We start from the raw sequence: 16237 nt of genomic DNA, 5'->3' as shown, positions 1-16237 counted from the left end.
GGAAAGTAGGTGAGGATAATGTTGGAACTCTGGCTGTTCTATGATCGGCATTACCAACGGGTGCCGATCAATGAATACGATTTTGACCGCATGACGATCGGGTCTTCCGTTGATGATGATATTACCATGCTGGATTTTCCATTTCCGCAAGGTTCGATTGTCATTGAGGAAGTGAAGGATGGATTTGCGATACGGGAATCCGGAAAGAGACTCGGCATTTTATCAATGGAAGACGGTGTTTCCGTTTCACGGAAAGGGCGATTGCTGACGTTACGCTTAACGAAAGCGTTATCGAAAGAAAAGGCGTATTTTATCGGAGATGAAAAAGAAATAACCGTCGGGATGGGTGGAGATGCGGTGATCAGCAGCATTCAATCAGAGCATCCACTCGGAAAGCCGTCAGGCGGTTTTTCACTGTTGAAACTATCAACAGGCTGGCGAATCGAGATGGAAAAGAACTGTCCTCTATACATAAACGGAGAAAAACAGGAAGGGAGTCCGGCGCTCGCTTGCGGGGATATCCTCCAGTGGGGTGGGATGGAGCTTCGTTTACTGGAAGAGGATGTGCTCGCAATCCGTTCGATTACGCTAGTGCAAACTGTACTTCCGGAAATGGAGCTGCCTGCTTCAGAAATGGCTGCTCTCTATCCTGAATACCGCAGGACCCCCCGTATGATTTACGATTTGCCGGATGAACGAGTGACAATCACATTTCCAACGCAGGAAAGTGAGTATACAGGAAGAGGGTTGTGGCTCATTGTTGCTCCGCCTCTTGCTATGCTCATCGTGCTTGGGCTTGTGGCGATTCTCATTCCACGGGGAATTTTCATTATCATTTCGGTCACCATGTTCACCGTGACGCTCATAACTTCCACAATTCAATATTTCAATGATAAGAAAAGAAGAAAACAGAGTAACGAAAAAAGGAAGCGGGTCTATACCGCATATTTACGCAATATGCGCGAAGAGCTTTATACATTAGCTAAAAAACAGAAGGATGTGCTCGCTTTCCACTTTCCTTCTTTCGAGCAAATGAAACATATGACGAACCAACTATCCGGCCGGATTTGGGAGAAGACACTGGATAGCCATGATGCGTTCGAATTCCGCCTTGGAACCGGCAGTGTGCCGTCCAGTTACGGAATCACGATGTCGACATCAGAGCTTGCCAACCGGGATACAGATGATTTGCTGGAACAGTCCCGGATGATGGAGGAAGCGTTCAAGGAAATCCAGGACGCACCCATTACGGCAGGACTCGCTTCCGGAATGGTCGGCCTGATCGGGAAGGATTCGATTATCCGAAAAGAGTTGAATCAAATTCTCGGCCAGCTTGCATTTTTCCATAGCTATCATGATGTGCGGTTTATCTACATTTGCAAGCACGCCGATTATCCAAAGGTGAAATGGATGAAATGGCTTCCGCATTTCACGCTTCCCCATATGCATGCGAAAGGATTCATTCATAACGAGCAGACGCGTGATCAGCTGTTGTCTTCACTGTATGAAATTATCAGGGAGCGGGATGTGGATGAAAACAAAGGAAAGGTGATTTATTCTCCTCATCTGGTATTTATCATCTCTGATTATCAATTAATTGCTGAACATATGATTTTGGAGTATTTGGAAGGCAATCAATTGGAGGAACTCGGAATTTCCGTTATTTTTACAGCATCCGCCCAGGAATGGATACCTGAGAACGCGAAAACGCTAGTCCGGTATTTAAATGAGCGGGAAGGCGAAATCGTCATGAATAAAAAACGGGCTGTCCGGATTCCCTTTCGCCTGGATACGGTGGAGGACCGAACGAATGAAACGTTTGCCCGGATGTTGAAGACGCTGAACCACCAAGTCGGCATGGTCAGTTCCATACCGAAAATGGTCGGCTTTCTTGAAATGTATGGCGTGAAAGAAGTGGAACAGCTGCCGATCCATGAGTTCTGGTTATCTAATGAATCGGCGAAATCACTTGCCGTCCCGATCGGTATGAAAGGGAATTCGGAGCTTGTTGAATTGAATCTACATGAAAAGGCGCACGGACCTCATGGATTGTTAGCCGGAACGACCGGTTCAGGGAAGAGTGAATTCCTTCAGACATTGATCTTATCGCTCGCCGTGAATTTTCATCCTCACGAAGTCGCCTTTCTATTAATTGACTACAAAGGCGGCGGAATGGCACAGCCTTTCCGGAAAATCCCGCATTTGCTAGGGACAATTACGAATATCGAGGGGAGCAAAAACTTCAGTATGCGGGCGCTGACCTCGATCAAGAGTGAGCTGAAACGCAGGCAAATCCTATTTGACCGGTTCAGCGTGTCCCACATTGATGATTACACAGCGCTCTATAAAGAAGGGGTCGCTGAAGAGCCGATGCCGCATTTATTGCTTATTTCAGATGAATTCGCCGAGCTGAAAAGTGAAGAACCGGAGTTCATCCGGGAACTTGTCAGTACGGCGCGTATCGGGCGGAGCTTAGGTGTCCATCTCATACTGGCGACACAGAAGCCAGGTGGTGTCATCGATGAGCAAATCTGGAGTAATGCCCGTTTCCGCGTCGCATTGAAGGTGCAGGATGAATCCGATAGTAAGGAAATCTTGAAGAATAATGACGCGGCTTCCATTACTGTAACCGGCCGAGGCTATATGCAAGTCGGCAACAATGAAGTGTACGAACTTTTCCAATCCGCGTATAGCCGGTCTCCGTATTTAGAGGAAACATTCGAAGGGGAGGATGAGATCGCCATCGTGACCGATCTCGGCCTGTATCCACTATCCGGCATCCGGACACGTTCCGATAAAGGCAAAGCGAAAATTACTGAAATTGAAGTGGTAACGGAGAAAATTGTATCTGTGCAACACGATATGGGTATCCGCAAGCTGAGAAGTCCATGGCTGCCACCTCTTGCTATGCGGATCGAAAAACCGGCTTTGATTGAAAAGGATACGGCAGCCGTGCCGATCGGCATGATTGATGAAGCAGAGAAACAGAGTCAAACCCAGATCGGCTATCAGCTAATGGAAGATGGAAATGTCGGCGTATTTGGCTCTCCGGGCTACGGCAAATCCTATACACTTCTAACGATGCTGTTAGGCATCTGTGAGAAGCTGTCGCCGGAGCAGGCGCATGCTTATATTTTGGATTACGGTAATGGCTCGCTTCTGCCATTGAGGCAGCTTCCGCACACTGCGGATTATCTGACCCTTGGGGAAGATTTGAAGCGTACGAAACTGATCAAGCGGATCACAGAAGAGATGACAAAGCGAAAGCGGGCATTCCAGCAGGCCGAAGTAAATACGATTCGGATGTATAACGAAGTGGCCGACGAACCATTCCCGTTATGGTTCATCGTCATCGATAACTACGATATTGTCAGAGAGGAAATGGAAGAGACCGAGCTTGCGATCAATCAGTTCGGCAGAGACGGGCAGGCGCTCGGGATTTATTTATTTGTCAGTACGACAAGGGCGCAATCCATTCGCCAGTCCCTCATGAATAATTTGAAGACGAAGATCGTTCATTACTTAATGGATTCGTCAGAGGCATTCGGTGTTGTTGGGCGACTGCCGTTTGATCTGGAACCTTTCCCGGGAAGAGCCGCAATCAAAAAGGAAGAGTCCTATTTTGCCCAGCTTTACTTGCCGGCACCTGGTGCAAATGATTGGGAAGTACTCGATTCCATGAAAGAAACGGTTCGTTCGTTGAAATCAAAGTACGAAGGATGCCGAACGCCGAAGCCGATTCCAATGCTGCCGCTTGAATTGACAACAAACAATTTCTATGACTATATGGATCGCCGCCTGAAAGCAGGACAGCTACCAATTGGATTGGACGAAAATACCGTTCAGCCGATCGTCCTTGATTTTACAAAAACAAACCATTGCTTGATCATCGGACAGCCGCAAAGAGGAAAGACCAACTTGTTGAAATTGCTCCTCCAACAATTGAACGAGCAAGAAAAAGGATTCATCGGCATTTTCGATTCGTTCGACAGAGGCTTGGCCGAATTCGGGAAGGGACATGAAGTGGACTATTTGGAAACGAAGGAGCGGCTTACAGATTGGCTGCAAGTAGTGGAGCTTTACTTTGAGCGGACGGAGCAAGTCTATTTGGAGAATCTCCAAAAAGGGAAACAGACTCCGATCCTGCCTTCCTATTTCATTATCGATGGATATACAAGATTCTTGCAGACAGTCGATGCCGGCATCCAAGACCGCTTGGCGAAGCTGATGAAGAAATATACACATTTAGGCTTCAATATCATCGTCTCCATCAGCAATGCGGAAGTGACCAAAGGATACGATGTATTGACGAATGAGCTGAAACTGGTCCGACAGGCTGTCCTGTTCATGAGGAAATCAGAGCAGACCTTATATACAATCCCTTACGAGCGCAAAGAGCCGGAGTTGCCGATGGGCTATGCCCACTACATTCTTAACGGCCAGGATTGGAAACTACTTACGCCCTTATGCCAGCTGGAGAGGAAGATAGCGCAATGAATAGCAGCAAACGAAAAAAAATACAATTGATCGCCGGTTTGTTAGTGATACTCGCCGTCCCCGTCCTGTTCTTTCAGTTGATGGGCGGCAGTCTATTGCATATGAACGGCCATCAGAAGCGGATCATCGCGATTGTTAACGAAGATCTTGGCGTTGCGAGAGATGGTGAACCGGTCGAGATGGGCAAGGAGGTCGTCTCCATCCTATCCGACAATTCCGAGTACGAATGGAAAGTGATGGGGCGAGGAACGGCGACAAACGGCTTGAAATCCAACCAGTACGATGCCATCGTCTATATCCCATCCGACTTTTCAAATCGCGTCATGTCTTACGATGAGCAAAGTCCTGAAAAAGCGGAATTCACGTATCAAGTGCAAAGGCAAAAGGACGGATTGCAAAAGGAAAGAGTTCTGCGTGAGATAGATGAAGCCTCTAATCGGGTGAATGAAAAAATATCTACACTTTATTGGAGCTATGTCGCCAATGAAATGGATCATATCAAAAAAGAATTCGATAAGATCCTGACGAAGGAGACCGAATTCCTCGACGCCATGTCAGCCTACTACATGCCGGGCTCCGAACAATTGGCGGAAAAGATGAGACAGCAGAAGGAGCAGGTGGAAGGGCTCCGGTCCCTGATCGGCAATGCAGGCGAAGCCCACGCATCTCATATTCAAAGCACAGAAGCTTTCAGTTCCGAACTGTCGGAGTTCATTTCATACGTTGAAAAGTATAAGTACTATCAGGCGGAACAAAAGGAACTGCTCCTCCATATGCAGAGCAGCAGCCTGGAGAAAATTAAACAGGCAGCCGCTGTGCAGACGGAGCGTTACAACGAGTCCTTGCAAACTTTGGAGGAGAATAACGAAGAGTTGAATTCCCGCATCACGGAAGTGAATGAAGCGATCGATGCCAATAAAGAGCGGCTCCTCGCTTTGGCGGAAATGCGGCAGCAGCAAGTATCCCGTCAAGTGGAAGAGTTGCTGACGGTGCAAGGAACAGCAATTGACCGGTATGCCTATCGATTATTCAATCGAGTCGGCCAAGAAGTGGAGGCCGGGAAAAAAGGCGAGCTGTCGACGGGTTCCGGGCAGATTGACGGACTCCCTTATGTAAAAGACTGGGCCGCTATTAAAGAACAGCTGGCGGCGAAGACAACAGAAAAAGCCGGCCGGACAACTCCGAATCTGGCGGAGGAACAACAGGAAATGCAGGCAATTCTAGCAGGCTTATCTACGCTGAAATCCCAATTGGGAGAAGATGAAGCAAGCCAGCAGCTGGGTGCTAGTATTAGCCAGTTGGAATCTGACATGCAAACGTTGAACGAAGCCATCATGGCGAAGGCCCAAACACTTAACGAGATGGTTAGCACAGACACGGGTGACTACAGAACCGCGTCCTCGGAGTTCAATGAATTGCAGGCTTCATTTGAGATGCTGGCCGAAAAATATGAGAGCCTGCAAACGATTCTGGAAAACAATACACCGGATCAGGCCGCCATCCGATATGCCATTGAATTGAAAGAACAGGAGTTGCTGAAAAATCCGGCATTATCAGCTGTAGAAAAAGAGCAGCTCGGTAATGTCTTCAAGCAAAATAATGCACATGTGAACTTTGACTCGCTTCTAGCCTATTTTGCGAAGTTAGATCAATACGAATTCATGCTGGAAGAGCGTCAAGGAGGAACAACAAAGCAAGAGCTGCTGCAGGATGACAGGACGAAGGAGATGCTGGAAGAGGTTGTGGAGCTCAATGTGGAGGAATTGGAAAGCTGGAAAGCTCTCGGCACCAGCATTCCGGAAACTGAACTCAGCATGGAGAATGTCAGCACCTCATTTGCCGCAATCATGTCCGGTTATGAAAAATCAATGGAAGAGCAGCATACTGAGCTGCAGAACGACCTGAATACGCTCGACGAGCAGGCATCCGCCCTATTGGCACAGCTGCAATCGACGGAAGGGGAACCTGCTCAAAATGTATCTGAAGGGCAAGTCATGGGCGGCCAACAAAATGTCAGTTCACAGCTTGCTTCCTTAAGCAGTCAGATGGTTTCACTATCCGAGCGGCAAAACGGCTTGGTCAACTATGCTTCAGATCTTTATGGAAAAGCGAATGATATAAAAGAGAGCTCATTAGCGTTCGGAAATAAATGGCAGAAAAATCTAACAGAGATGTCAGCATTCAAAGATGACATTCAAAGTTATTTGGCGAACACCTACGTGGATGGGCAAGAAAACGGGTATGTCTTCAACTATTTAGTGAACCCATTGGAAGTGAAAGGAGAGGCAGTCGTGGCAGATGAGATGGCCAAAGTGCCGCCACTTATCCTCTTCATCATCTTGCTGCTCAGCAGTCTTGCGATCGGCTTTTTCGCCCATCGAATTAAAGGGGCTTCCGTTTTATGGGATCTTGGAATGATTACGATTCTTTCATTGCTAGTAGGCTTGATCATCAGCTTATATAGCGTGAACATGTATATTCTGCGCGACGACCGTGCCATCCAGTGGACCATTTTCACCATTCTGTTACTGCTCGCTGGATCAGCTATTATCAAAACGGCACTCGATATAAGCCTGGGACTCGGGTGGCTTGCGTCCATCGTATTGATGGGACTATATATTATGCCGTTACTCGTGCTTGGCGTACCGGAAATCAAAATTCCTGATTTGGTTTCAAAAGTGTTTATCTCCATTAAATATGATCCTGAAACACTCTTTGGCTGGGGAACTGCCATTGTAGCGACAATAGCGGTTTGCATGTTAGCTATTTCATATTTTGTGAACCGGCCAAAAAATGGGGAACCGCCAGTAGTGGAGGAGATATGAAAGCAGCGAAATCCATCGTCGTGATGGTACTACTGTGCAGCGTCATCTTCAGTATGCAGGCTAGAGGATCTGCCGCTGCAGATGGCTCGATCGAAGATTTGGAGCCGGTCCTCTATGAGAAATTGAGGTTTAACAAGAACACGGATTACTTACATGACGCAGGTAAGATCGAAATGAAAAATACACTCCCCGAAAAGCAATTCAACCTGCATTTCGACGGGAGTCGCCGGTTGCCTGCACGTGGCGACAGTTCCTATCTATTCAGGACCGATGTGCGTGGGGAGAGAAGCACCGTCGCGGCAAGGTCGAAGGAAATTGGCCTGTTTACCAAGACAGCCGTCCGAAAGAATGAGGCAACTGTCAGTTCGTATATCCCCGTGGAGCAACAACGTGACAGCAACGGCCGAACCTTGCTATTCGTTTTGTTGATCGTGATCGGAACGGTCATACTCTTCACCGTATTCATTCCAAAAACCATACAGGAATCCCCTGTCAGGGAGAGGAAAAGGAGGAAAACAGTTTGATAGGTTTCTATATTACCTTGAAGGCGAAATTAATGAACGATGTGGCCAGGCTGAAGGCATGCAAAGGGGAACTTTCCGGCAAGCAGAGCGAGTTTCACGACAACGAAAAGAAGTGCATGGAGCCTGAACTGACCCTAACCACATGGCATGGCAAGCACGCCGATGAATTTGATGAGATACGGGAAGCGGATATTCATGCCTCCTATGTGGAGCTTTCCGGAGATCAATTTACGAAAGTGTACGATGCAATCGATGCGAAAATTGCAGAACTGAATGCCGAGATCGCAAGCATCCAGGCAACGATTGACCGTTTGTTAGCAGAGCAGGCGGCAAAGGAAGCAGCGGCCAAGGAAACCGCCAAGCAAGGAAGTAAATAAACGGGGTTCGTGTCAATCTCCGTTTACAAAGATGAAGCAAGATGAACGTTCTACAGAGGAGGCTTTCTCATGACGGAAATGAAAATTGTCTATGAAGAGGTTGAAAGCAAACTGGGTGAAATCCAAGGGGCGACTGACGGGCTGGATCCTACAGCCGTGCCTGCCATCTCTCAAAACCAACTGGATGTCGTAACAAAACTAACTGAATTGCAAACGAAATTGGAGGCACTCTTGACCAATTACCAAACGCTGCTGCTGAAAAATGTAGAAACAACGGAGAACTCAGTTCAATTCCTGCAGGCCGCCGACGAAACAATTGGGAAGGGAATTTCCGCGGCAGGAAGTGCAATGGGTCTGAAGGGAGCGATCGAATGAAAATCCTCAAGGTCAGCACCTTTTCAGAAGGGCTTGAAAACAATAAGGAAATGCTCGATCGTCTCGAAGGGGAAATGAAGAAAATAGATGAGACGATCCAAAAACTTGTAGGGCTGGAGGAAGAGTTAAAAGGGAAGGGTGGCAGTGCAATCCGATCCTTTTACAAGGAATGTCATCTGCCGTTCCTTCAGTTCATGCAACTATTCAAAAGCAATTTCTATAGCGTCCTTTCCCAAATAAAAGGTGCACTCGAAGCGCTTGAACCGAATCCGGACGGCTATATTCAAGAAAGCTTTTTGTTGGGAGAGGTGGAAGAGGGACTGTCTGAAATTTCAAGGGTGATTGCGAGTCTGACAGAGGAAGCGAATGCAATTATTGCGAAGGTCTCTGACATTGTCGCCTTACCCAAATTAAATGACAGCGATGTCCAGACAGGCATCGGAAATTCGAAGAAGCGAAGAGACCAGACAATCGCAGACTTGAATACCTTTGATAGGATACAAACCGAATCGTTAACGAGTGTTGAATCCGATTTGCTGACAATGGAACTTTGGTTGGCGGATATTCAAGGCTTAATGGAAGAGAACTTAACAGATGTGTCCTTCCCGACAGAACAGTGGGCTAAATATGCCTCCACGACACCCTTGCAAACCGTTATGGATCATAGAACAACTCCGGTCGGAGGGAAACTGGCCAGTGGAGAAACGAAGGAACAAGTAGGCAATGGCTATTTCAAGCTAGAAGACTTAAAAGAAATGCTGAAGGTGTCGGACCGTTCGTCCATCGAAGAACGAATGGCAGTAACGGATAAACCGTTGGAAGAGCTGGCAGAAGGAAATATTATTTGGAAACGAGAACATGGAAATCATGTCGTCAGTAAAGGAGCGCCAATTAATTACGATTCGCTTGGCGTGCGGCCAGACAAACTGGATCTTTACGGACATGATGTCAACTATATGGTGAAAGATGGAAAGCTCATCATTTTCAAAGACAATCCGGATTTACAGTATTATACACAGGGAGCCGAGATGGGACGCTTCAATTACTACTCTGCTAAATCCGCAGAAGCAGTAGCTAATTTCTATGGAACGGCAGGTATATTCAAAGTGTTAGGGAAAATACCCGGCTCGACTAAAGCCGCTGATCTCTTTAATAAGAAAGTGCCATTACCTCACGCGGGATCAATCGGCAAAGGGGTCGCATCCTACGAAATCCAAAAGAAAGTGCCAGTATGGGGAGAAATTATTGGCACGACGGTACCTTCAATCGGGACGAAAGAGGTCATTTTATATCTTAGTGAAGATGAAGGAAAGAATTGGCCACATCGGGTTCGCTTTGTCATAACCCCGGATGGAGAAGTCACTACCAAAAAGTTCAAAGGGTAACAAACAGTTTCCAGTAGGAGGCGGAGAATGGGTCCGATTCAACTAACATTAGTCATCGCAGCAGTAGTCATCCTCAACAATTATGTGTGGGAAAAGGACAAAAAGACAAAGTGGCACGTAACCGCAATCCAAATTATTGCGATTGTCACCATCATCCTTCTGTTGGAGTACTTTATTCCATTCTTTAAATAAACCAAATAGCAGGATGCCTAGGCATCCTGTCAGCCTGTTGACAAACGCTTTCATACGTTGTTGCTCGGCTCGCTCGTCCTCTCATGAACTTTAGTTCTATTCGAGTCTTCGCTCGCCTTCGCGGGCCTGCATGGATGCAGGTCTGCAGTCGTCGCGACAGGACGTCGCGCTCTGAGACTGCCTTCTTCAATGGCAAGCGTTTTCAAGCCAGGCTGAGGTGTGTGCTAATTAGTCGAAAAAGCAATTACAAAAGTGTAGACAAAGTTAAAATCGACTTTGTCTACACTCTGGCAGGATGCCTCGGCATTCTGTTTTTTTAGAAGTACAGATGGAAATACAAGTAATTTATTGAAACGCCTGGAGGGTGTGAGAAGGGGTTTCCGTGATGAAATAGGGGTGAGGGAAAAGTGAAAATACTGGCAGTCCAACCGTTTCAAGAAGGATTGCGAAATATGCTGAGTGCGTTGAATCGGCTCGAAACTGAAATAACAGCAATCGAAACAACAATCGAGACATTTGTAGCGTTAGATGAAGTATTTAAAGGAGAAGGCGGCCAAGCCATTCGTTCGTTCTATGATGAAGTGCATTTGCCGTTCATCCAGCTCTTCCATATGATGCAGAGTGACTTCGTGAATGTACTGGAACGAATGACAGCTGCATTAACTACATTGGAACCACATCCTTCAGGATGGATCCAAGAGAGCTTTCTAGAAGGGGAAGTGGAGCAGGGCCTGGATGAAATAGCCCGAATCACCGCAAGTCTGACAGACGAAGCGAATCAAATCATGAACAAAGTGGCCGACATCGTTGCCTTGCCGCATCTGGACGACAGCAATGTACAGGACGGCATTTACACAGCGAAGCGAAAACGCGATAATACAGTCACGGAGCTAAATACATTTGATTCAGAGCAAACCAATGCACTAATAGCCATCGACAACCATCTACAAGTGATGGAACGCTGGATTGCGGACGCATCCAGCCTATTTACAGAAAACACGTCCGATATTCACTACGACACGGGGCAATGGGCCGAGCTGCTCGCCAAAAACCTCCTACAGACGGACATGGCTTACAGAGGCACTGTGCTGGCCAGTGTCATGACTGGATCAAAGTCGAAGGAACAGCTAGGAAAAGACCTCGAAGCGACAATCAACGAGATGGAAAAAGTCCGTGACAAAGAGGAGCTGGAGAAGCTTTACGCTGAAATGGCCAAGTATTCTCCATCAGAAAATGTAGGACTGAACCGGCAAGCCTATGCGACAGACGGTGATCCCGTAATGGACTTTCGCGCCGTCAAAGGTCCAGTGGAGCCTATGTTCGGTGGGGGGATGATACCACCTGGGTTTGGCGGATTCGTGCTAGGTGCAGTTAAAGGTGCCCTTGACTTCTGGTTCCTTGAAGATGTTGAAACCATCATAGACAAGGATACAACATTCACGCAAAAAGCGACCGCTGTCTTTTTCCTGACTCCCCACGGAAAGATCCTCAAGGGTAGCCAAAAAACTTATAAATTGAGCAGGAAAGCAATGGGCGGGAAGATTAAGAAGGTTGAAAAGGTGGAGGAGCCGAAAAAGACTGGTGGGTTGGAAGGGACTAAGGATATAGAAAATGGAAATTTAAAACCATTTAATTTATTGAGGGAATTATCGGAAAGTGGAGTTAAACATAATCCTGCTGATGTATTGGCTGTAACTAAAACTTCTAATGGTAAATTAGTATGGCTTGAAAAAGGAAACTCAAAAGCAGGTTTTTATCATGTAATGAGACACGCAGATGAATTTGCAGCAAAGGGAATAAAAACTAATGATATACCAGATTTGTTAATGAAAGCATTAAGTGAGGGTAAAGTTGTTGGATATCAAGGTCGGGGACAAGGGAGACCAATATACGAAGTGGTATTCAATGGCCAAAAACAAAGAGTCGCTATTACTGTAGGGAATAATGGGTTTATTGTGGGTGCTAATCCAACATCATTACCATAAGGAGTTTGAAAATGAAAAAAATCAAAATATTTTTAGAATACAAATGTTTTCCGATGTGGGTGTATAACGAAAATGATGAATTGGTAGAAAATGATTTAGTTGAGGAACTTAAAAATGATGCTGAGATTGATAATATGTTTGTAGAAATACAAAGTATATATGATGGATTGTATGAAGATGATGCTATTAACTTTGAGTTTAAAGGGTTTACTAACGAAATAGAAAAAAATGAGTTTATTCTTAAAATTAAAAATGCGACAACCCTAGTTAGAGAGAAAGTTGGAAATAAATATATAATCGAAAAAAAATTAAACTTTTAAAATAAATTATAGACCTTGATTGGTTTGATGCCTTTCAAGGTTTCTTTTTTGTTTCATTCTGAGTTACTAGGTGCCATGGGATTAATCTCTGTAATAGCTATTCTATAATCAAATAAAAGAAGAATCTGGATAGTAAGGAAGGAATTATATATTAGAGTTTGGTGACGAAAACAATCAAAAGAAAGTTGTATTTAAGTTTGAAGATGGCGTATTAGCCTATAGAAATATAGATGAAGGCTCCTTGTTAAAAAGGCTAAATTATTTGGATCAACATTACGGTGGAGATTTTTACAACGGATGTCATTTGTTTAAAGTTACAAACTCTGAATTTATGAATTGGTTTCTTGATGAATGTTCGGGTATTTATGAGCCGAACCAAGTTAGACATTATGTGTTTTTACACCAAATGATGTAATCGAAATACTAACAACAGTTGTAATAAAGTAAATGCAGTTTTGGAATACTACTCGTTAAATAATTTGAAGAAAATGCTCTCAACTTTGAGTACAAAGAATTAAGGAGAAAAACATGGAAAAAGTAATTTCATATGAAAAATTAAACTTAGATATTGAGTTTATTGAAGAGCTCAAGGGTGGTAACAGAGATTTTGTGATTTATTTCTCTAACACTGAAAACAATAAATTTAAATTACAATTTAAAGATGTATTGGATATAAGATATTCGGTTGAGAATGGTTTTATTGATAGGATTTCTACTATACCAGTGGATGTTCTCCGAAATAATAGAATATTCATGGTGACTGACTCAAGTTATTTAAATAACTTTATATTCCAAATTTCTGGAACGATGCCTACGAAAAACATAAAACATTATCTTGTGTTTGATAGAGTTGACACTGGTATAGAGTTGCTAACAACAAATGAACCGACTTTAACAAAGTTATGAAGGTATTAGATGCTAAAGCCGTAATTTAGTTACTACTACACCAGGGGTGATAAAATGAAACTAATCGGAAGCAAACAGGAACAGGATTTCAGAAAGGAGTTAGAAGGTTCGAACATTGTTTTGGCTCGAGATGGTAAAGCAGAAGCAATATTGAATGTGTTAAGAACTACTTTTGGAGAAGTAAAAAGCGCATATATTTTAAATTGGACACCAGACCAGAGCGAAGATATATTCACTATTTTAGTGGATCTTGATAGAATAGAAAAAATTGAGATTAGTAGAGTCCATCATTCAGAATTACCTATAATTGAAACTTTTAATCTGAAGGATTTTCAAAGAGGTTTGAGTAAAATTTTTCGAATTAAATTAGCCGTAGCGATTGATTTAGCAAAAAAGGAACATCAAAACGGTTAAATCAGTATTGTGGAACTTTGATTGGCTTTCAAGGTTTCTTTTTTTGACGGGGCTGCCCAGCGACGAAATGTGGGATTGGCTTTAGACAAAGATAAAATGGGTTGTGGTGTTATAGTAAGCATTATGTTAGAACATGAAAAGAATAAATTAGAAGAAGCGTTGAAATAAATAAAAGTATATAAAATAATTGAACCTTGATTGGCTAATATGCCTTTCAAGGTTTAATATGTGGTGAAGATAGTAAAGGCAAGAATTAAGAGATGCGATACATTTCTATTTTAAAAAGTAGGTGAGAGAAAGTGTTGGCTGCAAGCTTCCAAGATATTATTAAAAATTTTGACATTATGGATAGCGTGGTTACTGAAGTGAGAGATGGTCTGACAACCTAATGGATCTGATGGTTAATGTTGATTATTATTGGGATATTCAAGATAGGCATGATACTACAAGAATATTGAAGATTATTTTTGAAGGTTGCCAAAAAGTTGATTTTCAAAATTAGCGTTGAAATTCCCTTATGCTCCGATTCAGTAAACAAAGAAAGTCTCTTTACGATTGTTCTTTTTAAAGAACTGACAGGGAGTTCAGTCGAGCAACAACATTTAGGGATTTTTACCACCGATTATTCGAAACCGTGGTTTTCAGTAGTATGTACCAATGTAAAATTGGAGGAATAGGACTGTATATAGATCTTGAATGCTTACTGTCTTCAAGGTTTTTTGATAAATCCTTACAAGTTTTGCTACAAAAATAACGAAAGATGAGGTTATATAATGGTTGAAAGGTTGACAACGTCAATAGTACTGTATGGTGAAATTGATTCCTCAAATTCCGATAAATGGTTATACTTTTATAACTATGTATTAAATTTTATTAAGTCAATAAATTTGTCCCCGAATTATATGGCTGTTTCTAATGAATCAATTAAAAGTAGCAAAATTTCTCCTATAAAAAGAGTAGAAAAGAACTTATTGAGTGCAATAGAAAATAAAGAAGAAATTTCATCGTTATCTATATATAGTCTTCCGGATAAATTTGAAACAGCGGCTTTTGATTACAATGCATATATATGTAGGACAAATAGATTAAAATATTCACACATAATAATTACGTTACCTATCGAGATATATAAAAAAATTGACTATAAACAATTAATAGCGGGGTTGGAAAATTTCATAGAATTACAATCTGGTGAAATATTCAATATGTCAAATTTGGAAAGTCCTCAATTATATGCTTCTAAAGCAAATGCACCATCAACATTTAAAACTTTAGATGTGACTGCAAATTTTTAAAACTATTGTATATTGATTGGTTACCCTTTCAAGGTCTCTTTATTGTCTTACGCCACATCAACACTACGGTGTAGAGCGAATGGACTTTGTTTAAAGTTACAAACTCTGAATAAATAAATTGGTTTCTTCAAGAAAGTTCTGGTATTTATGAGCCAAACCAAGCTGGACATTGTGTGTTTATTACACCAAATGATGTAATAGAAACTAACGACATACACTCCAAGCGTTATAATAAGGTAAAAGTTGTTTTGGAATACTACTCCCCCTTTTAATAAATCAAGGGGGTTTTTATTTTATGTTTCAATAATTTCACAATTAGAAAAATCCTATAAACTATTGATATTCAAATAGCTTATTCATTAGAGTCGAATAAACGGCTTTTTATTTATTGACGGCGGCATGATCCCGCCTGGGTTTGGCGGAGTCGTGCTAGGTGCAGTTAAAGGTGCCCTTGACTTCTTGTTCCTTGAAGATGTTAAAACCATCATAGACAATGACACAATGTTCGCGCAAAAAGCGACCGCTGCCTTTTTCTTGACCCCGTTTGGAAAAGGTCCCAAGGCAGCTCAAAAAACCTACAAGTTGAGCAGAATGGAATGGGCGGGAAGATTAAGAAGGTTGAAAAGGTAGAGGAGCCGAAGAAGACTGGTGGGTTGGGGACTAAGGGTAGGGATAATGGTGTACCTTCTTATGGTAAGAATTCAGTACCTATCGGACCTTATAGAGAAGTCAATGGGTTCCCAGTTAAAGTAAAGCCAGGTGCTCAAGAAATTGCAAATGGAAAAAATAAGAGTATTTTCTATGGTGATAATAAAACAGCACAAGAACTGCTTGATAAGTTTGCGGGGAAAGGTCAACTACTACCGAACGGTAAAAAAGAAAGAGTAGACTTTGGTAAACCAATTGGGAAATACTATGATCGCGATACAGGTAAATACCTTGAGACTACTAAAGGAATAATACATTATGGAAAAGACGGTGCTCATATAGTACCATCAAGACCATAAAAAAAAAGAAAAGAGGATGCATATGTGGTATGACTCTTTAATAGAAACAATAATAAATTATGAAGATCGTGACATGATTCTAGAATGGGAAAATGGATTAAGGATTATTGGCGAGTTAGATACAGTTTTCGAAAC

General features: G+C 43.1%; 12 protein-coding genes and 1 pseudogene. All 13 read left to right on the top strand.

Annotated features, from left to right (window positions below):
* The first annotated feature begins 18 nt into the window (after window positions 1-18).
* Entirely contained in the window at window positions 19-4497 is a 4479-nt protein-coding gene (essC, locus tag L7D49_RS18090) for a type VII secretion protein EssC (RefSeq protein WP_238083549.1), read from the top strand.
* The gene (esaA, locus tag L7D49_RS18085) at window positions 4494-7322 is read left to right on the top strand and encodes a type VII secretion protein EsaA (RefSeq protein ID WP_238083547.1); all 2829 of its coding nucleotides are present in this window, start codon (window positions 4494-4496) and stop codon (window positions 7320-7322) included. The genes essC and esaA overlap by 4 nt, the downstream gene beginning before the upstream one ends.
* A complete protein-coding gene (locus tag L7D49_RS18080) occupies window positions 7319-7846 on the top strand; it encodes a type VII secretion EssA family protein (protein ID WP_238083545.1) in 528 nt (175 codons plus the stop codon). The genes esaA and L7D49_RS18080 overlap by 4 nt, the downstream gene beginning before the upstream one ends.
* Window positions 7843-8223 carry a YwqH-like family protein gene (locus L7D49_RS18075; RefSeq protein WP_238083543.1) on the top strand — a complete coding sequence of 127 codons (381 nt, stop codon included), beginning with the start codon at window positions 7843-7845 and terminating at the stop codon, window positions 8221-8223. The genes L7D49_RS18080 and L7D49_RS18075 overlap by 4 nt, the downstream gene beginning before the upstream one ends.
* 69 nt (window positions 8224-8292) lie before the next feature.
* Window positions 8293-8598 carry a YwqI/YxiC family protein gene (locus L7D49_RS18070; protein WP_238083541.1) on the top strand — a complete coding sequence of 102 codons (306 nt, stop codon included), beginning with the start codon at window positions 8293-8295 and terminating at the stop codon, window positions 8596-8598.
* Window positions 8595-9983: a ribonuclease YeeF family protein gene (locus L7D49_RS18065; RefSeq protein ID WP_238083539.1), complete on the top strand. Its 1389-nt coding sequence runs from the start codon at window positions 8595-8597 to the stop codon at window positions 9981-9983. The genes L7D49_RS18070 and L7D49_RS18065 overlap by 4 nt, the downstream gene beginning before the upstream one ends.
* Before the next feature lie 27 nt (window positions 9984-10010).
* The gene (locus L7D49_RS18060; RefSeq protein ID WP_238083537.1) at window positions 10011-10175 is read left to right on the top strand and encodes a hypothetical protein; all 165 of its coding nucleotides are present in this window, start codon (window positions 10011-10013) and stop codon (window positions 10173-10175) included.
* A gap of 407 nt (window positions 10176-10582) precedes the next feature.
* Window positions 10583-12160: a ribonuclease YeeF family protein gene (locus L7D49_RS18055; RefSeq protein ID WP_238083534.1), complete on the top strand. Its 1578-nt coding sequence runs from the start codon at window positions 10583-10585 to the stop codon at window positions 12158-12160.
* An 11-nt stretch (window positions 12161-12171) separates the two neighbouring features.
* Complete coding sequence (locus L7D49_RS18050; RefSeq protein ID WP_238083533.1) at window positions 12172-12480, top strand: hypothetical protein; 309 nt, start codon at window positions 12172-12174, stop codon at window positions 12478-12480.
* Between the two features lie 528 nt (window positions 12481-13008).
* Complete coding sequence (locus L7D49_RS18045; protein ID WP_238083531.1) at window positions 13009-13386, top strand: hypothetical protein; 378 nt, start codon at window positions 13009-13011, stop codon at window positions 13384-13386.
* Between the two features lie 54 nt (window positions 13387-13440).
* On the top strand, window positions 13441-13800 hold the full coding sequence (locus L7D49_RS18040) for a hypothetical protein (RefSeq protein WP_238083529.1): 360 nt from the start codon (window positions 13441-13443) through the stop codon (window positions 13798-13800).
* A gap of 773 nt (window positions 13801-14573) precedes the next feature.
* Window positions 14574-15095, top strand: coding sequence for a hypothetical protein (locus tag L7D49_RS18035; protein ID WP_238083527.1), 522 nt, complete (start codon window positions 14574-14576; stop codon window positions 15093-15095).
* A 611-nt stretch (window positions 15096-15706) separates the two neighbouring features.
* Window positions 15707-16102, top strand: a pseudogene (locus L7D49_RS18030) (polymorphic toxin type 50 domain-containing protein); the annotation flags it as partial.
* Between the last annotated feature and the right edge of the window lie 135 nt (window positions 16103-16237).

It is taken from the genome of Sporosarcina cyprini, assembly GCF_022048975.1.
GTDB classification, from domain to species: domain Bacteria; phylum Bacillota; class Bacilli; order Bacillales_A; family Planococcaceae; genus Sporosarcina; species Sporosarcina cyprini.
The sequence above is the reverse complement of the archived record's forward strand: the minus strand, read 5'-3'. Positions and strand labels throughout refer to the sequence as shown.